Origin of the sequence: Paraclostridium sordellii, assembly GCF_000953675.1 — a bacterium.
Classification (GTDB): domain Bacteria; phylum Bacillota; class Clostridia; order Peptostreptococcales; family Peptostreptococcaceae; genus Paraclostridium; species Paraclostridium sordellii.
Map to the genome: position 1 here is coordinate 1 of NZ_LN679999.1, position 24478 is coordinate 24478.

The window sequence follows — 24478 nt, forward strand, 5'->3', positions numbered from 1 at the left end:
ATTTAATTATTAAGAAAATAGGCCTAAGAATATATGTGATCATAAAATCATAATTATAGAAACAGTAAAATTTAACATATCAAAAAATGTGCCCCCGGGGGGCACATTTTCTAATCTTTTTTATTTACAGGCTCTATAACTATCTTCTTCCCATCATAGGTTATCTCTACCTCTCTATTATCAACTGTGAGTCCTAAATCTCTAATCCACTTAACTGGTAATGCTATCCTAGTAACCTGTGCATTTTTAGATGCAGTTCCTCCAGACTTACTAAACATTATTTTTAAATTCCTCTTTTCAATACTCATATGAATCTCCTTAATTCATCTTGCCTTGATTTATATATATATTAAGTTGTTCATTTAAAAACTCCAATTCACTTTTTAGGCTATCTATTTCCTTTAAAGTAACTTCATCAATTATTGTGTTGTTAGCCATAAGACCTGTCACTTTATTCATTTCTCGCCTTACATTTTTAAGTCGTATTTTTAATTCTTGATTTATAGATATTACACTTTCATCTTGTTTTATACTTTCAAGTTCTTTTTTTAATTCTTTATTTTCTTTCTCTATTGTACTCTTGTCTCTCTCAAATCTAGTAGCTATTTCTTTCGCCTTTTCATTAGCTATTTTATTAACCTCATTGTCTAAGTTTTGACTAGCTGTATTTAACTTCTCAATTAAATTAGATTTTTCTTTTTCTAGTTCCCATTTATCATTTTCAAGTTGAATTAATTTTTCTTCTTTTAACTCTATTTCATCTTTTATATCTATATTTTCATTAGTATATTTTTTATCTAATTCATCTTTTATTTTTTCTATTTCTTTATTTATTTCATCTGATTTTTTTTCATTTTCACTGCTTAGTTTTTGAATTTCTTTTAAATATTCTTCTCTCTGTTTTAATAAGTCTTCCTTTTCTTTCTCTAACCTCTTAAATTCATTTTTAAGATTATTTGCCTCATTTTTTGAAATACTTACTTCACTATTTATAATATCTAATATTACACGTTGATTTTCTTCACTTAAAACTGCAAATTCACTTGCATTATTTATAGTTAATTTTCCTTGCTCTAAAACTGACTTTAATTCTGGTATTAAATTTTTATTTATAGTAGTATACCTACCTACCTGTGTAGGACTCAGTCCAGTATCTTTAGATATAATTTCTCTGATTCTACCTACAGTCTCACCTTTTTGCTTTTTTAATTTATATAATTCAGTTAATCTTTGAACTTGTTTTAATTTATCAGTTTCTGAAAGTTCTCTACTTTGTGCATTAGACTGTATTAACACTATTTCACTATCTAAGTCATTTAAATCAGAAATTTTACAAGGAACTTTTTTAAATTTTTCATCACCTTTGTCTACTAATTCTTTTAGCGCTGTATATCTTCTCTCTCCACTTATAATCTCATACTTTCCCTCTTTTATAGGTCTAACTACTAAGTTATGGTTAAGTCCGTTTATAGATATATCTTCAGCTAAATCTTCTATATCTACTATTTCATAAAAGTTCTTTTCATTTCTTACTATATTATCTATATCTATGTATTCAATCTTAAAATTTTCCTTTGCCTCAAGAGTTGAAAGTTTTTCAGTATTTTTTGATATCCCGTTTAACATACCTTCACTTAAACTAAATTTTTTGGCCATATTTAAAATACCTCCGCTACTAAATCTTTATAATCTTTACTTGCATTTGAATTTTTCTTATAATGCACTACAGGTATTTGTTCAAATGATGCTTCTGTAACTGATACATTTTGACGTATTGATGTATTAAACATTTTGTCTTTTAATATACTTTTTAATGCTTTTTTTATTTCTTTATTTACAGTTGTTGCTGTATCCATAGTTACAAAACAACCCTTAAATTGTAAGTTTGGATTAAACTCTTCTTTTATTTCATCAATACTTTCAAGTAAATATTCTAATCCGTCTAATGCAAATTTATCTATCTTTATAGGAACTATCACTTCATCACTCGCTACTAATGCATTTATAGTAATCATATTTAAGCTAGGAGGACAATCTATTATACAATAATCATATTTGTCTTCTATCTTATCTAAGACTCTCTTTAATCTATTTTGTTGATTTCTAGTTACATCCAATAATATTTTCTTTTCTGTAAAAGCTAAAGATATATTACTTGGAAGTATATCTATATTTTCATACTCTGTTTTCTTAATTACACTATCTATATCTATCTCTTTATCTAGTAAAATATCAGATACGCTAAGAGCATCTATATCATAAGCCTTAAACGACATAGTTAAGTTTGATTGTGCATCTACATCAACAACTAAAACTTTATTTCCTTTTTCTGAAAGTATTGCAGCTAAGTTTATAGCGCTTGTTGTTTTTGCTACACCGCCCTTTATATTAAGAACACTTATTTTTTTCATATTTACATTACTCCTTTTAGTTTTAATTTAATTATATTTATATAATACACTATTGGGTGCAAATATACAATATGTTATTTTCAAATAAAAATGTGTCCCCGGGGGACACATTTTATAAATTTTTATTATAAATAGTAGTATATATAATCTACCTATATTATATTTTTTATATATGGTAATTTCATAAATTTAAGTAATTTATATAGTTTATATATATGATCTATACGTATATATTATACGATACGTACTATTCTAACTAATCAATTAGATTAACTATATATACTAATTTCTAATTTGTGTTTTTTAATAATATTTATAATTTAGTTAATATACTTTCTTAAAATTATAAAATATTTTGCCAACTTATTTTAATTTTTATGTAAACCTTAGCTAATATATGTATACTTCCAAAAGCAAACAAATTAAAAAAATAAGATTTGACCTTCTTAAATTTTATTTCTTCTTTTTTATACTCAGAAATAATTTTATATTAGAAATAAAATTAGAGCCATTAAAATCTATTTTTTTGGATTTTAACGGCTTTTTTACTAGATACCTTTAAATGTGTTTTTAAAGAACTAGTTGGAGTGTCTAGTGAATTAAGAAATTATTTTACTAATTCAAAGAATAAAAGTCATAGTCAGAGAAATTTATAGAAAATATAAGGACTAATCTAATCCTTATATTTTAATCTCATTATTAAGTCTGGATATTTAATGTTAAATACTTTTTTAATATGTTTTTACCTTCTTTATCAAATCTAGTAAAATATTATTAATTAAATGTTTTTTACAACTATATTATATATGCATTTGCAAATCCTTTATCTTTAGCTAATTTAACTTGATTCATAGCATTATTTTTATCTTTATATGCACCAATACAAACTTTATATAACATATCATTTGTAGGTAATTCTAATTCAAGTAACTTTATTAAATTGTTTCTAATTGCTAAAGCTATAGCTTTGATATTATCATTAACATTTAAATCTTTTTCTGCATCTATATTAGATATAAAATCGACTTCAATTAAAGATGCTGGCATCTTAGTATTTTTTAAAACTGAAAGTTCTTTGCTTAATTTAACTCCTCTATTTCTAATATTAAAAATCTTTGAAATATCTTCACATACTCCACTAGAAAACTTATTTAATTTATCATTTTCATTTGAATACTGCCAAACCTCAACACCTCTAACGCTCTTGTTTTCTGTTGAATTAATATGAATAGACAAAAAATAGTCTGCTTTAAAATCATTTGCAATTTTTGCTCTTTCCATAAGTGAAATATTTCTATCTGATAACCTAGTAAACTTAAAATCTAAATCATAACTTTTTAGTAGTTCATTAAGAATCTTTCCTATATCTAAAACTTTATCTGCTTCATGAGTTTTATTTTGTCCAACTGCTCCTGGGTCACTTCCTCCATGACCTAAATCAATAACTAATTTTTTCATAAAATCCCCCTTCTGCTTATCCAGTAATTTATTCAATTTATATCTATAAGTTAATTATAAGATTTAGAAAGTGCTTTTTTAAAAAAAAGTAAAATATATTGATTTTATAAATAAAAAATAATAAAAAATATAAGAATATAAAATTTTTATTCTTACAGTCTCTATTTCTAAAAATAATTTAATTATAAACTTAATTTCAAAACAAATATCAACAGTAACCTATGCAATTAAACGTATATAAGTTGGATTTGATAATAACAAAGCTGAAAGTGAAATAATAGATAAAAAAATATAAACTTGCAAATAGTTTTAAATAATAAATTCAAAAAAAATAAAAGTATGTTTACATATTCATATAAAAATAATTCTTACTTTATGTAAGGTCAGTTAACTTAACCTTATTTGAAATAAAAATGTTAGGAGGGAATAATATATGAAAACTTAAATTCTAAAAAATTTAATATCAATATACTTTCATAAATAAGAGAAAGAATATAAGGTATTTTACAATTTAGATATAAGTGCTAAAAAAGATGTTATATAAAGGGGGAATTTTAATGAACTTAGTTAACAAAGCCCAATTACAAAAAATGGCATATGTAAAATTTCGTATTCAAGAAGATGAGTACGTAGCAATATTAAATGCTCTAGAAGAATATCACAACATGTCAGAAAGTAGTGTAGTTGAAAAGTATTTAAAATTAAAGGATATAAATAATCTCACAGATAATTACCTGAACACATATAAAAAATCTGGAAGGAATAAAGCCTTAAAAAAATTTAAAGAATATCTAACTATGGAAGTATTAGAGCTAAAAAACAATAGTCTAACTCCAGTCGAAAAAAATTTACATTTTATATGGATTGGAGGACAAATAAATGATACCGCTATCAACTATATAAATCAATGGAAAGATGTAAATAGCGATTATACAGTTAAAGTTTTTTATGATAGTAATGCATTTTTGATAAATACATTAAAGAAAACTATTGTTGAGTCAGCAACAAATAATACTCTTGAGTCATTTAGAGAAAACTTAAATGACCCTGAATTCGATTATAATAAATTTTATAGAAAACGTATGGAAATAATATATGATAAACAAAAACATTTTATAGATTATTATAAGTCTCAGATAGAAGAGAATCCTGAATTTATAATTGATAATATTATAAAAACATATCTCTCAAATGAGTATTCAAAAGACCTAGAAGCCCTTAATAAGTATATTGAAGAATCTTTAAATAAAATTACTGCTAATAATGGTAATGATATCAGAAATCTAGAAAAATTTGCTGATGAGGATTTGGTAAGATTATATAATCAAGAATTAGTAGAAAGATGGAATTTGGCTGCTGCTTCTGATATATTACGAATATCTATGTTAAAAGAAGATGGTGGTGTATATTTAGATGTTGACATGTTACCAGGTATACAACCAGATTTATTTAAATCTATAAACAAGCCTGATTCGATAACAAATACAAGTTGGGAAATGATAAAGTTAGAGGCTATAATGAAATATAAGGAATATATACCAGGGTATACGTCAAAGAATTTTGACATGTTAGATGAAGAAGTTCAACGCAGTTTTGAATCTGCTTTAAGTTCTAAATCAGATAAGTCAGAAATTTTTTTGCCACTTGATGATATAAAAGTATCCCCGTTAGAAGTAAAAATTGCATTTGCCAATAACTCTGTTATAAATCAAGCCTTAATTTCTTTAAAAGATTCCTATTGTAGTGATTTAGTAATAAATCAAATTAAAAATAGATATAAAATCTTGAACGACAACTTAAATCCATCCATTAATGAAGGTACTGACTTTAATACTACAATGAAAATTTTTAGTGACAAATTAGCATCTATTTCTAATGAAGATAATATGATGTTTATGATAAAAATTACAAATTATTTAAAAGTTGGATTTGCTCCAGATGTTAGAAGTACTATTAACTTAAGTGGACCTGGAGTATATACAGGAGCTTATCAAGATTTGTTAATGTTTAAAGATAATAGTACAAATATTCATTTACTAGAACCTGAGTTAAGAAATTTTGAGTTTCCTAAAACTAAAATTTCTCAATTAACAGAACAGGAAATAACTAGTTTATGGTCATTTAACCAAGCAAGAGCCAAGTCTCAATTTGAAGAATATAAAAAAGGTTATTTTGAAGGTGCACTTGGAGAAGATGATAATCTTGATTTTGCTCAAAATACAGTACTTGATAAAGATTATGTTTCTAAAAAAATATTATCATCAATGAAAACCCGAAATAAAGAATATATTCATTATATTGTTCAACTACAAGGAGATAAAATCAGCTATGAAGCATCATGTAACTTATTTTCAAAAGATCCTTATTCTAGTATACTATATCAGAAAAATATAGAAGGTTCAGAAACAGCATATTACTATTCTGTTGCAGATGCTGAGATAAAAGAAATAGATAAATATAGAATTCCATATCAAATTTCTAATAAACGTAAGATTAAATTAACTTTTATTGGTCATGGTAAATCTGAATTTAATACTGATACATTTGCCAATCTTGATGTAGATTCATTATCTTCTGAGATAGAAACAATATTAAATTTAGCTAAAGCAGATATTTCTCCTAAGTATATAGAAATAAATTTACTGGGATGTAACATGTTCAGCTACTCTATCAGCGCAGAAGAGACTTATCCTGGAAAACTTTTACTTAAAATTAAAGATAGAGTATCAGAATTAATGCCATCTATAAGTCAAGACTCTATTACAGTAAGTGCAAATCAATATGAAGTTAGAATAAATGAAGAAGGAAAAAGAGAAATATTAGATCATTCTGGTAAATGGATAAATAAAGAAGAAAGTATTATAAAGGATATTTCATCAAAAGAATATATATCATTTAATCCAAAAGAAAATAAAATTATAGTGAAATCTAAATATTTACATGAGCTGTCTACATTATTACAAGAAATTAGGAATAATGCCAATTCAAGTGATATTGATCTAGAAAAAAAAGTAATGTTAACAGAATGTGAGATAAATGTTGCTTCAAATATAGATAGACAGATTGTGGAAGGAAGAATTGAAGAAGCTAAAAATTTGACTTCTGACTCTATTAATTATATAAAAAATGAATTTAAACTAATAGAATCTATTTCTGATTCATTATATGATTTAAAACATCAAAATGGATTAGATGATTCTCATTTTATATCTTTTGAGGATATATCCAAGACTGAAAATGGATTTAGGATAAGGTTCATTAATAAAGAAACTGGAAACTCTATATTTATAGAAACTGAAAAAGAAATTTTCTCTGAATATGCTACTCATATATCTAAAGAAATTTCTAATATAAAAGATACTATATTTGATAATGTAAATGGCAAATTAGTAAAAAAAGTAAATCTAGATGCTGCACATGAAGTAAATACTCTAAATTCTGCCTTTTTTATACAATCATTAATCGAATATAATACTACTAAAGAATCACTTAGTAATTTAAGTGTAGCAATGAAGGTTCAAGTTTATGCTCAATTATTTAGTACTGGTTTAAATACTATTACAGATGCTTCTAAAGTTGTTGAGTTAGTATCAACTGCATTAGATGAAACTATAGACTTACTTCCTACATTATCTGAAGGATTACCTATAATTGCTACAATAATAGATGGTGTAAGCTTAGGCGCGGCAATTAAAGAACTCAGCGAAACAAATGACCCATTATTAAGACAAGAAATAGAAGCCAAGATAGGTATAATGGCTGTAAATTTAACAGCAGCTTCAACTGCAATCGTTACTTCAGCTTTAGGAATAGCTAGTGGTTTTAGCATACTTTTAGTTCCTTTGGCAGGAATTTCAGCAGGGATACCAAGTTTAGTAAACAATGAACTTATACTCCAAGATAAGGCAACAAAAGTTATAGATTATTTTAAACATATTTCATTAGCTGAGACTGAGGGAGCATTTACATTATTAGATGATAAAATAATTATGCCTCAAGATGACTTGGTATTATCAGAAATAGACTTTAATAATAATTCAATAACTTTAGGTAAATGTGAAATCTGGAGAGCTGAAGGTGGTTCAGGCCATACCTTAACTGATGATATAGATCATTTCTTTTCATCACCATCAATAACATATAGAAAACCATGGTTATCTATATATGATGTATTAAATATAAAAAAAGAAAAAATTGATTTTTCAAAAGATTTAATGGTATTACCTAATGCACCTAATAGGGTATTTGGTTATGAAATGGGATGGACACCAGGGTTCAGAAGTTTAGACAATGACGGCACTAAATTATTAGATCGTATAAGAGATCATTATGAAGGTCAATTTTATTGGAGATATTTCGCTTTTATAGCTGATGCTTTAATAACAAAATTAAAACCACGATATGAAGATACTAATGTAAGAATAAATCTAGATGGCAATACTAGAAGCTTTATAGTTCCAGTTATAACCACAGAACAAATAAGAAAAAATTTATCTTATTCTTTTTATGGTTCAGGGGGATCTTATTCATTATCTCTTTCTCCATATAATATGAATATAGATTTAAATCTAGTTGAAAATGATACTTGGGTTATAGATGTTGATAATGTTGTAAAAAACATCACTATAGAGTCAGATGAAATACAAAAAGGTGAATTAATAGAAAATATTTTATCTAAGCTAAATATTGAAGATAATAAAATTATTTTAAATAATCATACTATTAATTTCTATGGAGATATAAATGAAAGCAACAGATTTATATCTTTAACATTTTCAATTTTAGAGGATATAAATATAATTATAGAAATTGATTTAGTATCAAAATCTTATAAAATACTTCTTTCTGGTAATTGTATGAAATTGATAGAAAACTCATCTGATATTCAACAAAAGATAGATCATATAGGATTTAATGGTGAACATCAGAAATATATACCTTATAGTTATATAGATAATGAAACTAAATACAACGGTTTTATTGACTACTCTAAAAAAGAAGGTCTGTTTACAGCTGAATTTTCTAATGAATCCATTATAAGGAATATTTATATGCCTGATAGTAATAATTTATTTATATATTCTAGTAAAGATTTAAAAGATATTAGAATTATAAATAAAGGTGATGTTAAATTACTAATAGGAAATTACTTTAAAGATGATATGAAGGTATCACTTTCTTTCACTATAGAAGATACAAATACTATAAAGTTGAATGGTGTATATCTAGATGAAAATGGAGTAGCACAAATATTGAAATTTATGAATAATGCAAAAAGTGCTTTAAATACTTCAAACTCGTTAATGAATTTCTTAGAAAGTATCAATATAAAAAATATTTTCTACAATAATCTAGACCCTAATATCGAGTTTATACTAGATACTAATTTCATAATAAGTGGTAGCAATTCTATTGGGCAATTTGAACTTATCTGTGATAAAGATAAAAATATACAACCATATTTTATTAAGTTTAAAATAAAAGAAACTAGCTATACCTTATATGTAGGAAATAGACAAAATTTGATAGTGGAACCAAGTTATCACTTAGATGATTCTGGAAATATATCTTCAACTGTCATTAATTTCTCTCAGAAATATCTTTATGGAATAGACCGTTATGTTAATAAAGTTATAATTGCACCAAATTTATATACAGATGAAATAAATATAACACCTGTATATAAACCAAATTATATTTGTCCAGAAGTTATTATATTAGATGCAAATTATATAAACGAAAAAATAAATGTTAATATCAATGACTTATCTATACGATATGTATGGGATAATGATGGTAGTGATCTTATTCTTATAGCAAATAGTGAGGAAGATAATCAACCACAAGTTAAAATAAGATTTGTTAATGTCTTTAAAAGCGATACTGCAGCAGATAAGTTGTCTTTTAACTTCAGTGATAAGCAAGATGTATCTGTAAGTAAAATTATTTCAACATTTTCACTTGCAGCTTATAGCGATGGATTTTTTGACTATGAATTTGGTCTGGTTTCTTTAGATAATGATTACTTTTATATTAATAGTTTTGGAAATATGGTATCTGGATTAATATATATTAATGATTCATTATATTATTTCAAACCACCAAAAAATAACTTGATAACTGGATTCACAACTATAGATGGTAATAAATATTACTTTGACCCAACGAAGAGTGGAGCTGCATCAATAGGAGAAATAACAATTGATGGTAAAGATTATTACTTTAACAAACAAGGTATTTTGCAAGTAGGAGTTATAAATACATCTGATGGATTAAAGTATTTTGCTCCTGCTGGTACACTTGATGAAAACTTAGAGGGAGAATCAGTAAATTTTATTGGAAAATTAAATATTGATGGAAAAATTTATTATTTTGAAGATAATTATAGAGCCGCTGTAGAGTGGAAATTATTAGATGATGAAACATACTATTTCAATCCAAAAACAGGAGAAGCCCTTAAAGGTTTACATCAAATTGGTGATAATAAATATTATTTTGATGATAATGGAATTATGCAAACTGGTTTCATTACTATAAATGATAAGGTATTTTATTTTAATAATGATGGTGTGATGCAAGTTGGATATATTGAGGTAAATGGTAAATATTTTTATTTTGGCAAAAATGGAGAAAGACAATTAGGAGTATTTAATACTCCAGATGGATTTAAATTTTTTGGTCCTAAAGATGATGATTTAGGAACTGAAGAAGGGGAACTAACCTTATATAATGGTATATTGAATTTTAATGGGAAAATCTATTTTTTTGATATCTCAAATACAGCTGTAGTCGGATGGGGTACTCTTGATGATGGCTCTACATATTATTTCGATGATAATACAGCAGAAGCATGCATAGGTTTAACAGTAATTAATGATTGTAAGTATTATTTTGATGATAACGGAATAAGGCAATTAGGATTTATCACTATAAATGACAATATATTTTATTTCTCTGAATCTGGAAAAATAGAGTTAGGATACCAAAATATAAATGGTAACTATTTCTACATAGATGAAAGTGGTTTAGTTCTAATTGGAGTATTTGATACCCCAGACGGATATAAATATTTTGCACCTCTTAATACTGTAAATGATAATATTTATGGACAAGCAGTTAAATATAGTGGTTTAGTAAGGGTTAATGAGGACGTATATTATTTTGGTGAAACATATAAAATTGAAACTGGATGGATAGAAAATGAAACTGATAAATATTATTTTGATCCAGAGACTAAAAAAGCATATAAAGGCATTAATGTAGTTGATGATATAAAATATTATTTCGATGAGAATGGTATAATGAGAACAGGGCTTATATCATTTGAAAATAATAATTATTACTTCAATGAAGATGGTAAAATGCAATTTGGTTATCTAAATATAAAAGATAAAATGTTTTATTTTGGTAAAGATGGTAAAATGCAGATTGGAGTATTTAATACCCCAGATGGATTTAAATACTTTGCACATCAAAATACTTTAGATGAGAATTTTGAGGGGGAATCAATAAACTATACTGGTTGGTTAGATTTAGATGGTAAAAGATATTATTTTACAGATGAATATATAGCAGCAACTGGCTCATTGACTATTGATGGTTACAATTACTATTTTGACCCTGATACAGCTGAATTAGTAGTTAGTGAATAAATTTAATAAAATCAAAATATTGTTGATCCTATAACAATCGTAAGAGTGATTATTATGTAGAATTAGAACAATATATAAAAGTATTTTCTAAAATAAAAATTTATCCTAAAGGATGTGAGCTACTATTAATATATAGTAGTTTACATCCTTATATCTATATGAATTCTATAATAATATAATATTATTTTAATTACAAAACTAGGAGGCATTATGAATATAACAATATCTTTTTTATCAAAAAATATATTTATAAAACTAGTGATGCTAGCTATAACATTTGATACATTATTGGGATGTTTGAGGGCAATAAAAACCCATAAATTTAATTCTAGTTTTGGAATCAATGGAGGAATTAGAAAAATAGCAATGATAGCTTGTATATTTTTTCTATCAATAGTTGATATGCTAACACAATTCAATTTTTTATTTATATTGCCACAAGAATATATTAATTTTTTTAGATTTCAACATCTAGGAATATCAGAATTTTTTTCTATGCTATTTATTTTTTATGAAAGTATAAGTATATTAAAAAATATGTATCTATGTGGTTTACCAGTACCTAAAAATATACAAAACAAAATGTATAATTTGTTATATACAATAACAGACGAAGTAAAAATTGAGGATAGATAAAAATAATGAAAATATGTATTACCGTAAATTATAATCTTTTAAAGAATTGCATATATACTAGAGACTATATTAAAAAATAGAGGCTTATATATGCTAAACTTTTCAAATTTAAAATCCCTATCATACATTGATTTCAAAACCAATAAAACCTATTTACATAGTAAGTAAATCCACTATAGTAGGTGATAATTTATTCTATAAATCTATTTAGGATTACTATCAAAAAATACATTTATAGAATATATTTTATAAATTATATTCTATAAATGTATTTTAAATTGTAGGAAAAACTTTAGAACCTAAAATACATAATCTACCTCTAAGAAACTTACATCAACTTGACTTATTCGGTATCTTTCTAGTATCTACACCTACCCCTAATATTTATTTTATTACTAAAATCAAGTCTATTTGGAAGATTAAGAAAAATTCTTTAAACCCTTACTCTCTCATTTAATTTTTTTAGTACTCCTACAATATTATTTTATATTTAAGTATATATACTTTTAATATAGAAACGTACGCACCACCTTTGGTGGCATTTATTACTATTGAAGCCTTCTGATCTATTATTAAATATATATCTATAATATGTACAACAAAAGTTTAACCTTTACCACTTCGATTTATACCTATAATTAAGTTATTTTAGTAGTAAAAAATAAAAATGATTTCTGTATATTACAGAAATCATTTTTTGTCAAACATATATTTTTAACCATCTATACCAAAGAAATATATAGCCCCATCGATAGTAAAATATCCTCCATCTGCATCTATAGCAGTATCAGGCATAAAGTAATAGGTAATACATTAATGGTATCGTTTATTGCATTGATATTAGATTTACTAATTGAATAGAATCGTATATAGTATTTAAACCAGTACTAAATAGTTGAGCATAAAGTTGGACCTTAACCTAAGTGCTTAAATTATTTAATACATATTTGTTGCTACTATAATCTATTCATGATTGAATAAAGAATGCTGAATTTAATGTATTAATATGAGGTACATATTCTAACTCTATATTCCCTTTTAAATTGTCATTGAAATCTATAATTATAAGATGTTGGTTTAAAAATTGATATCTATTTTTTACTTGTTCTATTACTAAGTTAGTAAGATATGAACCTTTTTTTGATATCAAGGCTTGATTTATAACACTTCCTAAAGCGAAAGCTATTTTTATTTCAAGATCAAATACATCTAAAATTTCCTAACTTAGAAAATATCTCAGATTTTTCACTTTTACTTTCTAACGTAATTTGAAAGTAATCTTTTAATTGTTGATCCAATTGAACAAAGTTTTTTGATGTATAATTATATATATATTTCTTATACTTCATAATAGCCTATAATTTTATTATTTCCCAACTATCTACTCCGATAGAGCTAGGTCTAGATATTGTTTTAAATAAATCTGGTTGTATCCCTGGCAACATGTCAACATCTAAATATACTCCTCCAAAATTTAGTAAGGCTAATAGCCTTACTAAATCAGATGCTGCAGCTAAATTTTCTCGATCTAATAATTCTTGATTATAGATATTTAATAATTCTTGTTCTGTAAACAAGTTATTATTTCTGATATCTAACCCATTCTTATTGCTTATTTTCTCAAATGAAGTTCTTCTATATGATTCTAGTGACTCAGAATTTTTATTGTATTCAGATACTAAATGTGATTTTATAATATCATCTATAGTAGGTTTTATAGGTTTATTAATTTCAGATTTATAATAATTTATGAACCTATTTTGCCTATCATATATAAATTCCATCCTTTTTTTGTAAAATTTCATATTATCAAATTGAGGATTTTTAATATCTTCTTCAAATAACTGTAATGTGTCAGTAATAGAATGCTAAACTATAGCTTTTTTTAGTGTATTAACTAAGAATGCTTCACCATCATACCAAACTCTAATATTATAGTCTGCATTAATATCAGACCATTGATTTATATATTCAAGGGGAATATCTCTTACTTCTCCACCTATCCATACAAAATGTAGATTTTTTTCTACAAGGCTTATATTGGAATTTTTAATAAGAATTACTTCCTTTAATATATCTTTTTTATATTAAGTAAGGCTCCATTTCTACTTGATTTTTATATTTATTTATGAAAATATCAATGGAGTCATTTAATTTTTTTAATTGTAAATATTTATTCTTATTATTAATTGTAACTAACTCATTATATTCATCTAAATTAGTTAATATAGTTTTATACTCATCTTCTCTTATATGCAAGTTTTATTAATTCATCTTTAGATATTAAAGACATGAGAACCTCCTATGATTATTATTTGGAGTACAATAATATCTCATTAATTAATGTACCCATATATTAATTAATAAGTTTTAAGCAAAATGTAAACTAAAAAAATTAATAACTTAAGCACTTAATTTATTAATTTTTTTAGTTTTTCCAAAGCTCTTAAATGTGTTTTATTTACAGCTTGTCTTGAAATATTTAATTCTCTTGATATTTCAGATTCCCTTAGTCCATGTAAATATATTTTTCTTAAAATGTTTTTTTCATTTTGAGTAAGATCTTTAATTATATCTTCAAAGATTACAGTTGATAATAAATTTGCATAATCACAATTATTTACCCATATTATATCTATATTAGTTTCATATGATTTAACTTTTTGGTGTAATTTGTTTACCTGTATAAATTTATTTTTTAGTGATTTATAAATATAATTAATGATAAATTTATCCTCTTTAAAACAATCTTTTTCTAAAGGAAAGTTATCTATTAAATTAAACATAAATAGAGATAATTCGCTTTTCATATCTTCGTAGCAACTATTTCTTTGAAATTTATTTAATAATGGATCAAACATATCTAATATATTTAAAATTTCTTCTATGTATCCACATTTATATTTTCTTATAGACTCATATAAATTACTCATAATTATGCACTCCTTTATGGTTTTTTAATAAAGAATAGTTTGTTAATTTTTTAATAAAAAATAGTTTGTTAATTACTAAGTAAACCTACATTAATATTACAAATATTAACAAATTTCTTTATAAAAATAGAGTTATAATCATATGTAAAATTATATTCAAAAAATAATCATAAAAATATACAAAATTGAATTTTTTATTATGTATTTTGTTCTATACAAATAATAGAAGCAAATCTTTATTTACTCCTAATAAAAAAGATTTGCTTCTCCTAATTTATTATTTTTATTTTTTAATCTTTGAAATTACTTATTTATCTAATATATTTATGTAGAATACTTCTTACAATACCTAATATCTTATATATGGAGTTAATATTACTGAATTTAAGATTTTCCTGTATAATACATGCTTCTTCTTGATAGCTTGGGACTTCTATGCCTCTGTTTTTTTCCTTATTTATTAAAACCTATTCTGTATTCTCTTAGTATATTTTTTTGAAAAGAATTATATATTTTATGGAAATCAACATAAGTCCATAAAATATATAATTTGATGAACATATTTAATTGTTCTATGACACATCTAAAAATATTTAAATCAACATCTAAACTGTACAAGGAATAAAAAATACCATTTACTTTATGTACAGTTTTTTTATATCAAAATAACAAGTCTTAAAATTTATGTATTTAAGACAAAATAAAAGCCCTTAGAATCCAAATAAATGGATTTTAAAGGCTTTTTTACTACTGATCTTTAAACAAGTTTTTAAAAAGTAGTAAAATATAAGTAAATTAACACTCTAAGAAAGGTTGATATCTAATGAGTATTAAAACTAAAAGATGTTTTTTTCAGTTATATTAATTTGTGCCAGTGTAGTAAGTTTTATATTTCAATCACGAAAAGGGTTTGATTTTTCCATCGCTATAATATGTGTTCCATTTGTTTTATTGTTTTTACTTAGATTAATTTTACCTGAAATAACAATATTTAATGAAACCTCTAATGAATATAGATCCTTATCTCCTATAGAAAAGTTTGGGGCATTATTAAATTTGTTATTAATATGTATTTGGGTGATTTTACAAATTTATTGCTTAATGTAATTATATAAATTTCACTTTCTATACTTTTTGGTAATATAACTACCTTAATCAGATCATATCCTGTGGTTATATTAGCTTAACTATTTTATCTTATATATACATATAAACTATACGTATATATTATATACATAAATAAGAATGTGCCCCCGGGGGACACATTCTTTACTCTTTTCTAATTTTTTAAAAACATTTTATATCTATCAATTATATCTTTAAATTGTTTTTTATCACGTTCTGCTACTAATGCAAATACTTCTACTAGCTCACTCACATTAAGTTCATACTGTATAGCTTTTATTTTCAGAGTCTTAATTCTATCAGCATCTACACTTAGTGTCAGTTTATTTTTTCCCATATTCCCATCCCCTTTGTACGTAAATCATTTCATTTATTTACTATATATATATTTACTATACGTACAGGTTAACTCCTTCATATACTCCTTAAAAAATATATTATGATATAAATCTATTTTTAATATAGCTAATACTTCAAATGAATTTATAAGACTTGCTCTTTGCTTAACCTATTTGATTTTCTAAATCGTTCCATACTTCTAAAATTTTTCCTTTTTTCGTATCCTTAGAAAAATTCTCAAACTTATCTGCTTGACTTTCTAATAGCATATTCTCCAATTCAGCGGCACTATATTTTTCAAAAGTTTGATTTATATTATGAAATCTAGTTTTCGATGTTTTTGATTTACTTAATCTAGATAAATTATCTTTAATTTTATTTTCTAAAGTTTTTTTGAAATAATTATAAGATTTAACTTTAATCTTTTCCTCATCATCCTTTTCTAGAGTTACCAAAATTGCCTCTTGCAATAATTTCTTATATGTACTGTCTTTAAAATCATAATTTATAAATTCCTTTTTGAAATTCTCTAGTGTTTTTGCCGTAAATAACTTTTTATTTGGAACATAAAATTCTTTATCTTCTTCTTTAGGCTTTGTATTTTTAATTGGTTGTTCTATTAAACTATCTTGCCCCATGCTTTCTATCATATTACTTTTATCATCTTTTTTAAAATAAACTTTTTGTTCTAAATCATAAATCTTAAATTTTATTTCACTCACTCTTCTCCCATTTTTAACTTCTTCTATCTCCAATTTCATATTTCCTATTTGATTAATTTCCTTAATCGCTTGGTTTAGAACTCTTTGCTTAAAATTTTTATATTCTGGATATTTATTTTCTACTCCTAACACAAATCTTAATTGATCTATTCGAAAACTTTTAATTATTAACCTATCTGTTCTACTCCATAATCTTAATAATTCATATAACCTTTGAGTATAAAAACTTTTAAATTTAGTTAGTATATCTAAATTCAATGGAGCATAAACAGTATAATCTATCAAATGTCTATATAATCTATGCGAAAGTTTTATATTAAAGGTTTCTTTATTTACGTTATACTCACTTCCAGCAATTAAATTATAATCACACTCTATTGTATCTCCATCCTCTTTCTTTTCAAATTCTAATGACGTTTGTTTTAAAATTTGTATTGTTTTCTTTATATTCTCCAAAGTTCTTTGATTTTTATTAGGTATAAGTTTTTTTATATCTTCTAATTTTACAGTACAACTCAGTTCCCCATTTTTTTCTTTCTGAGCTGTTAATAAACAATAGTAAAAAATTCTATTTTGTATTGCTGTCACCTCATATGATGTATGTACCAATTGCTTTGACTGCATTAATAATTCTATGCACTTATCATTGGTTGAAATATCATTCATAAACTTGTCCCCCTATTTATTTAGAGTATCAAATTGTTACCTTTAAAATAAATTATAATATTAACTATAATTTTAAAGGTAACAATTTGATACCCCTCATTCAATATAATTGATTCAAAATTATTATAAATTTATTCTCTTTATATAATTATAAATAATAAAAAACTTTAAAGCAACATTTTTTAAAAAAGGTTACCTTAAAAGTATTAAATTGTTACCCTAAAGTATTAAATTGTTACGTGAAAGTACTAAATTGTTACTTTAAAGTATCAAATTGTTACCCTAGAGTATCAAATTGTTACCTTTAAATACCTATAACGTAGTTATACCAATATCTACATCAATCGCTAAATACTATTAAATACTATTAAATATATTTAAATACTTTTTAAAAGAACAAACTTCTTTTTTTTATAACAATAAAAAGTATTAAATTTTTTATAATAAACGCCTATTATCTATTTAATAGCCAAAATGGCCAATATTTTAGTTTGATAGAAAAGATATACAATGGTGATAAAAACTTTTCTCCTAAAATAAAAAGAATTAAACCAAAAGTGACACAGCATTGTATAAATCAGACATTTGATAAGTATAGATCATATGAATTAGAAAAAATTTTACTAAAAAACAAAAATAAAAATTTAGTAAAATTAATAAAAAATCTGGACTTAGTAAGTTAAACAATAGTAATTTAAATATTATAAAATAAACTAAAAAACTTGATAATGGAGATTCTCATCAAGTTTTAGGTAGAAAGACCGTAATAGGCCTAAAAAATGTAGAATATAAGGATATATAGTAATAGTGTAAAAAATTGAGATTGAACTAAAAATCGTAGTGTAGACTCTTATAATTAAAAACTTAAATATCCAACTAATTAGATCATAATGCTAAAAGGGGGAACTAAAAATGGCTAGAAGTTTGACATACAATATCGTAAATGATGATTTAACAATGAATAATTATTTTGCATTAGTTGCTATGATTTTAAACCCAGACTTAAAGTATCAAAAAGCATTGAATTTATTTGGAATAGCAGATAAAGCAACCTTGGATGAAGAATTTATCGATGGAAATTTAAAAAAAATTAAAAAAAATAAAGAAAGATTAAGGTCAGTCAAAGTTATAGATATTGATACAGATGAAGTGAAAATATATCAGAGTTTAAAAGAAATAGAGTTTAACCTTGGAATAAAATCAAAATATATCTCAGCATACATTGCAGATAGAAAGTTGTATAAAGGTAAATACAGATTTTATAGACTTAATGAAGATGGAGCAAGTGAAAATGACTAGAAGTCAGATACTTTACACTTCGATGAGAATTTAAATATTGTCTATATTCTATTTATACTAGTATGCATTTTATTTATAATTAGATATTTTTACAAAAAAAGAGATCTCATATAAAGAGAATCTCTTTTTTTGTAAAAATATTTGAATGTTTGTCTATATATGGTTATAATTAGATTAATTAATAGTATTTTGAAATACTATTAATTCTTTTACTAAAGTCAAATTAAATTTTACTAATTAAAAAATGTAAAAATAAAAGCCTACTTAACACAGAATATATAAATGTTTGGCGACATTTATATATTCGATAGTAATATTGAACAAACCAATATTAGTATCTCGTGCCTTGTAGACTTCTGTTTACTTATATAATTTTCATTATGTAACTATAATATCATAAACTTTTATAGTTTTCAATAATTTGTAGTAATTTAGTTCACTTTTAAATACTACATTTTTACATATTTTAATTTAAATAAGTAAAATTCGATTCTCTAAAGGGATAGTTATATCTCTTTAGAGTTAGATATGAAGTTTCTAAGCCTAGATATTCTTAATATATCTAGGCTTTTTTTGTGAATAGAGAGTTTAAACATTTGAAGGGAGATTGAGTTATGAAATATACAATAGAAGGTTTTAGTCAAAGAAATGCTCTTGCAATGAAATTAAGTTTAGAAGATTTATTGTTTTTAAGATGGTTTATAGATTTTAAGGAAGATGGAGAAATGAAGGGTAAGTACATAGCTGATATAAATGATATGGGGTACTGGGTTAGTTATAAATATGTAATTAAAGAATTACCTATATTATTTTCTCAACCTCCCCATATTTCTAATTCTAATTATTTAAATTTTTCTTTTGAAGAAAAGAAAAAAGCTAATAAGAACTGGATCAATGCTTGTAAGAAAAAATTACAACGTATTTTAAGTGGTAATTTATCTAAAGTTCTTAATAGGGATTTACATAAAGAGAATGTAAAAAATGAAAAAGGTCAAAGTCAAATAAATTCATATGTTTACTTATCTATAAACAAAGCTACATATAAATTTTTAGTTAAAGATTCTTATGGTCTTTATGTTGAAAATAAAAGCACTGGACAAAAATGTCCACCAGTAAATAAAGCTACTACTGGACAAAAATGTCCACCAGTTACTGCTGGACATTTTTGTCCAGTATATCCTTCTACTAATAATATATTATATTCTTCTACTACACAGTCTAAGCAAAAATCAAAAGATTTTAGCAGTAGTGAAAAAAATACAAATGCACGATTTATAGAAAAAAATACACACTTAATTCTTTCTAAGTTTCAAGCTAGTAGAGTTGAGAAATTTGATTTAAAGAGACTAGAAAAAGCTATAGAGATTTTTAAAGAAAAAGGGGGTCAATATTTTAGCTTATTAGAGTTAATATACAAAGACAATAAGAACTTTATTCCTAAAATAAGTGTTACTCCAAAAACTACGCAACATGGAATAAATCAAACATATAAAAAATATGATGAAGATGAATTAGAGAAAATGTTATTAGAAAACCAAAATGGTAAATTTGAAAAAAGTAAAAATAAAAATGAAAATACTAATAGTGAATACACAGAAGATACTGATCCTTTGAAGAAAGTATATATAAATGCAGTTGAAAGCAATTGGGAAAATATAGGTACTGGTACATACAATATGGCTAAAAAGTATGCTATAAAATACAACAAACCATACAAAGTATTGTAGAAAGTCTATACTTTTTTAACTAAAACTTTGAAAACTTAATAATTAAATATGAACCAATATATATTTTTAAAACTCTTATTTTTTATTAATAAATATCGACAAAGGGGAGATTTCAAAATGACTAGAAGTTTGACATTTTATAGATTTAATGATGATAAAACAATGAGAAACTATATGGCTTTATTAGCTTGTATTCTAAATCCTAAGCTTACACACAGTAGAGCTGTTAGGATATTTAGCCTTAACTGTGAAGGGGATAAAAGAAACAGCCTGTATAGCGAAAAACAAGGTGAAAATCAATGTAAAGATAAACTTAAAAATCAAGAAGTTGTAAAGGTTAACCCATGTTTAGGTATAGATAAAGCCAATAAATTCAATGTTTTAGATACTAAAACTAATACATATTGTGAGTTTGATAATATAAAAAAACTTGAAAAAACACTAGGAATTAATAAAAAACAAGTTAAAAGATATTTGGAAAGTGAAGAGTTATTTTTAAATCAATATAAATTTTTAGTTGGGTAAAATACACTAAGATAATTGGAAATACTTAATTTCATAATTTGAAAATTATTATTTTAAGTTATAAAAAAATTCTTGACTGTTTGAATTAACAACCTAAACTTTGTTATTATAAAAACATGAAGAACGGATGTTTGGAGAATGAATGTTCTTAATAGAAGGGGAGCTTTTTATGGCAAAAGATAGTAAAGATAAAAATTATAATATGGGACATATAACAGATATAGAGGGCAGAAAAAAAGCTTTAGATGATGCTTTAAAGCAAATAGAAAAGGATTTTGGTAAAGGTTCGGTTATGAAATTAGGAGACACGTCTAATTTAGAGATTGATACTATATCTACAGGATCATTAAGTATAGATTTAGCAATTGGAATAGGTGGACTTCCGAAAGGAAGAATTATTGAAATATACGGACCCGAGTCGTCAGGGAAAACTACTGTAACACTTCATGCAGTAGCAGAAGCACAAAAAAGTGGTGGAATTGCAGCCTTTATAGATGCTGAGCATGCACTAGACCCTATTTATGCAAAAGCTATAGGTGTAAATGTAGATGATTTAATAGTTTCTCAACCCGATACAGGAGAGCAAGCATTAGAGATAGCGGAAGCATTAATCAGAAGTGGAGCTATAGATTTAATTGTAGTTGACTCTGTTGCAGCATTAGTCCCAAAAGCTGAAATAGAAGGAGATATGGGAGATTCTCATATTGGATTACAAGCAAGGCTTATGTCGCAAGCACTTAGAAAATTAACAGGTTCTATAAAGAAATCTAACTGTGTAGCAATATTTATAAATCAGTTAAGAGAAAAAGTTGGGGTAATGTTTGGTAGTCCCGAAACTACAACAGGTGGACGTGCTCTTAAATTCTACTCTTCTGTAAGATTAGATGTTAGAAAAATAGACACTATAAAGCAAGGTGATAAAGTAATGGGAAGCAGGACAAGAGTAAAAGTAGTTAAAAATAAAGTTGCTCCCCCATTCACACAATGTGAGTTTGACATAATGTATGGAGAAGGAATATCTAAAACTGGTGAAGTTTTAGACATAGCAACTGATAAGGATATAGTTAAGAAATCGGGTGCTTGGTATAGTTACAATGATAGTAAACTAGGACAAGGTAGAGAAAAGGTTAAGCAATTTTTAGATGATAATAAAGATTTATTAGAAGAACTTGAAAGTGAAAATACTGAAAATGTTAATTTAGATAATGAAAATAATGAGAATAGAGTTGAAAATACTATCTCTGGGGTAAATAAAATAGGAACAGATAGAATACTATAACTAGGATTAGGAAGTGATTAAATGAATATATTAGAAATAGCAGATGAACTTAGAGGATTAGCAGAAGAAAGGGCTAGAGAAACTGGAAGATCCTCACAAGAAGTTTGGAATGAAGCGGTAAGAGAGTTAGATAATATATTCAAAAACAAAGAAAATAAATCTCAATAATGTTATATAAGGGGGCTTTATTATGGAATTAAGAGAATTTAAGGAATACATGGAGGAAAGACTTGATAAAGAAAAATTTGAAAATAAACTTAGAATTTCAATTGAAGAGAAAAATAGAGAAATAGAAGAAGAACATAGAGTTAAAGATAATAATATACCTACTGTAATAAAGCAGAATTGGGATCATATGATTAAATTTCAATATGATTTAATAAGAAAAACATTATTAAAAGAAAACAAAGAAAATGATTATAAAGAGTGGGAGAAGTTTATATCAGAAAATGAGCTAGTAGAGCAGACTAATAGCTCATTTTCTGAATATTAAACAAAAATTTAAAAACTCTATAAGTTAAACTTTAATATAAAAAGCCAAAAAGCACATAAAAGATAATTAGTTAAAAATATAAGACTAATTATCTTTTATAATATTTATTACTCCTACAACATTACCAGCTATATAGTAATTATAATTTTTTAGTGGATAATGTATTGGCTCAAACTTAGGATCAGTACTGTAAGGAATAATAGTTATATGGAAATCATCAATTTCAACAAATTTTACAGTTGCTTCATTTTCTAAAAAAACAATAACAGGCTTATTTAAATTATAATTACAAGATTTTTCTACTAATAAGTAATCACCATTTTTATAAAGTCTGTTCATGCTTTCACCTTTTACTTTTAATACGAAATAATGGTCACTATCATACTTTAAGTCATATTTAAAAATATTAAATTCATCCTCAATACTATCTTCTCCAAATGTAGGAATCCCTGCTGAAACATTCCCATAACTGTATACTTTTTCTGTTTCATCTGAAGAAAAAGGAGAAGCATCTACAATAAAAACATTATTCTCATTATAAAAGTCAACATCAATAGAATTTTTACTTGATTTATATTTATCAATAGAAATGACAGGAGAAATTTCTTCTGCTATTTCAGTTTTGAAATCTTCATTATTTGTATTATTAATGTCATCTTTTATAATGTCAAAATTTGAAGGAGATGTAAAATTATTTTTTTGATTAATTGTTTCTAAAGTACAAATTATATTATCAACTTTTTTTATATTTTTAGAAAGACTGTGTTTTTTAGATTCCAGAAGATCAATAATATTATTGATATCTATATCATCAATATTTAAATTTATTAAATCATTGATATTTTTTAAATCTAAATTACATCCATCAAAAACCAAAGAATCGATAGAACAATTGAAAAATTTAGCAATACTTGCAATCATATAAAAGTCTGGATCATTACTACCATTTTCATAATTAGATATAGTCTGCCTTGAGACTTTTAAGGCTTTTGCTAAATCATTTTGAGTTAATTTTTTAGATGTTCTTAAATTCTTTAGATTTGAATTGAAGTTATATAGCAATGAAATCACCTCCTTTATATAAAGTATATATAAAAAATAATATAGTAAATACAGTGTCAAAGTAAATTGACAATAATTATGATAAAAGTATTTGACAAAGCTGTGAAAAATATGATATCTTATAGATATAAGGTAAGAATATCTTAGAAAA

General features: G+C 24.8%; 16 protein-coding genes and 2 pseudogenes. 8 read left to right on the top strand and 10 right to left on the bottom strand.

Annotated features, from left to right (window positions below; translation table 11 throughout):
* Nucleotides 1-110: 110 nt before the first annotated feature.
* From ATCC9714_RS16755 to ATCC9714_RS16770, 4 genes are all read right to left on the bottom strand, one after another.
* Nucleotides 111-308 (bottom strand): antidote-toxin recognition MazE family protein, encoded by a 198-nt coding sequence (locus ATCC9714_RS16755; protein WP_021122184.1) that lies wholly within the window; start codon nt 306-308, stop codon nt 111-113.
* Nucleotides 309-318: 10 nt separating this feature from the next.
* A complete protein-coding gene (locus tag ATCC9714_RS16760; protein ID WP_054630241.1) occupies nt 319-1656 on the bottom strand; it encodes a ParB/RepB/Spo0J family partition protein in 1338 nt (445 codons plus the stop codon).
* 2 nt (nt 1657-1658) lie between these two features.
* A complete protein-coding gene (locus tag ATCC9714_RS16765; protein ID WP_021127576.1) occupies nt 1659-2411 on the bottom strand; it encodes a ParA family protein in 753 nt (250 codons plus the stop codon).
* Nucleotides 2412-3206: 795 nt separating this feature from the next.
* Nucleotides 3207-3869, bottom strand: coding sequence for an N-acetylmuramoyl-L-alanine amidase family protein (locus tag ATCC9714_RS16770; RefSeq protein WP_021122189.1), 663 nt, complete (start codon nt 3867-3869; stop codon nt 3207-3209).
* A 557-nt stretch (nt 3870-4426) separates the two neighbouring features.
* Here ATCC9714_RS16770 and tcsL point away from each other — a divergent pair.
* Together tcsL and ATCC9714_RS16780 are read left to right on the top strand one after the other, a co-directional pair.
* A complete protein-coding gene (tcsL, locus tag ATCC9714_RS16775) occupies nt 4427-11521 on the top strand; it encodes a glucosylating lethal toxin TcsL (RefSeq protein ID WP_021122190.1) in 7095 nt (2364 codons plus the stop codon).
* 210 nt (nt 11522-11731) lie between these two features.
* Nucleotides 11732-12157, top strand: a complete 426-nt coding sequence (locus ATCC9714_RS16780; protein ID WP_021122191.1) for a phage holin family protein — start codon at nt 11732-11734, stop codon at nt 12155-12157.
* Between the two features lie 826 nt (nt 12158-12983).
* On the opposite strand, the pseudogene ATCC9714_RS17995 reads toward ATCC9714_RS16780, so the two are convergent.
* The 5 genes and pseudogenes from ATCC9714_RS17995 to ATCC9714_RS16805 form a co-directional block, all read right to left on the bottom strand.
* Nucleotides 12984-13064: pseudogene (locus tag ATCC9714_RS17995) on the bottom strand (hypothetical protein); the annotation flags it as partial.
* A gap of 60 nt (nt 13065-13124) precedes the next feature.
* A pseudogene (locus tag ATCC9714_RS17810) lies at nt 13125-14450 on the bottom strand (TcdA/TcdB catalytic glycosyltransferase domain-containing protein).
* Between the two features lie 118 nt (nt 14451-14568).
* Nucleotides 14569-15090, bottom strand: a complete 522-nt coding sequence (locus tag ATCC9714_RS16795; protein ID WP_057577629.1) for a sigma-70 family RNA polymerase sigma factor — start codon at nt 15088-15090, stop codon at nt 14569-14571.
* A gap of 1279 nt (nt 15091-16369) precedes the next feature.
* Complete coding sequence (locus tag ATCC9714_RS16800; RefSeq protein WP_021122196.1) at nt 16370-16552, bottom strand: hypothetical protein; 183 nt, start codon at nt 16550-16552, stop codon at nt 16370-16372.
* Nucleotides 16553-16718: 166 nt separating this feature from the next.
* Nucleotides 16719-17942, bottom strand: a complete 1224-nt coding sequence (locus ATCC9714_RS16805) for a replication initiation protein (RefSeq protein ID WP_021122197.1) — start codon at nt 17940-17942, stop codon at nt 16719-16721.
* Nucleotides 17943-18854: 912 nt separating this feature from the next.
* Between ATCC9714_RS16805 and ATCC9714_RS16810 the strand changes: the two genes are divergently transcribed.
* From ATCC9714_RS16810 to ATCC9714_RS16835, 6 genes are all read left to right on the top strand, one after another.
* Nucleotides 18855-19241, top strand: a complete 387-nt coding sequence (locus ATCC9714_RS16810) for a hypothetical protein (protein WP_057577631.1) — start codon at nt 18855-18857, stop codon at nt 19239-19241.
* Between the two features lie 614 nt (nt 19242-19855).
* Nucleotides 19856-20968, top strand: coding sequence for a hypothetical protein (locus ATCC9714_RS16815; RefSeq protein WP_021122200.1), 1113 nt, complete (start codon nt 19856-19858; stop codon nt 20966-20968).
* A gap of 117 nt (nt 20969-21085) precedes the next feature.
* Entirely contained in the window at nt 21086-21493 is a 408-nt protein-coding gene (locus ATCC9714_RS16820) for an NUMOD1 domain-containing DNA-binding protein (RefSeq protein ID WP_021122201.1), read from the top strand.
* Between the two features lie 202 nt (nt 21494-21695).
* A complete protein-coding gene (recA, locus tag ATCC9714_RS16825) occupies nt 21696-22772 on the top strand; it encodes a recombinase RecA (protein WP_196333225.1) in 1077 nt (358 codons plus the stop codon).
* 21 nt (nt 22773-22793) lie between these two features.
* Nucleotides 22794-22940 carry a hypothetical protein gene (locus ATCC9714_RS16830; RefSeq protein ID WP_021122203.1) on the top strand — a complete coding sequence of 49 codons (147 nt, stop codon included), beginning with the start codon at nt 22794-22796 and terminating at the stop codon, nt 22938-22940.
* Between the two features lie 22 nt (nt 22941-22962).
* Nucleotides 22963-23265 carry a hypothetical protein gene (locus ATCC9714_RS16835; RefSeq protein ID WP_021122204.1) on the top strand — a complete coding sequence of 101 codons (303 nt, stop codon included), beginning with the start codon at nt 22963-22965 and terminating at the stop codon, nt 23263-23265.
* A gap of 84 nt (nt 23266-23349) precedes the next feature.
* Here the strand turns inward: ATCC9714_RS16835 and ATCC9714_RS16840 are convergent, their stop codons facing one another.
* Nucleotides 23350-24327 (bottom strand): XRE family transcriptional regulator, encoded by a 978-nt coding sequence (locus ATCC9714_RS16840; RefSeq protein WP_021122205.1) that lies wholly within the window; start codon nt 24325-24327, stop codon nt 23350-23352.
* Between the last annotated feature and the right edge of the window lie 151 nt (nt 24328-24478).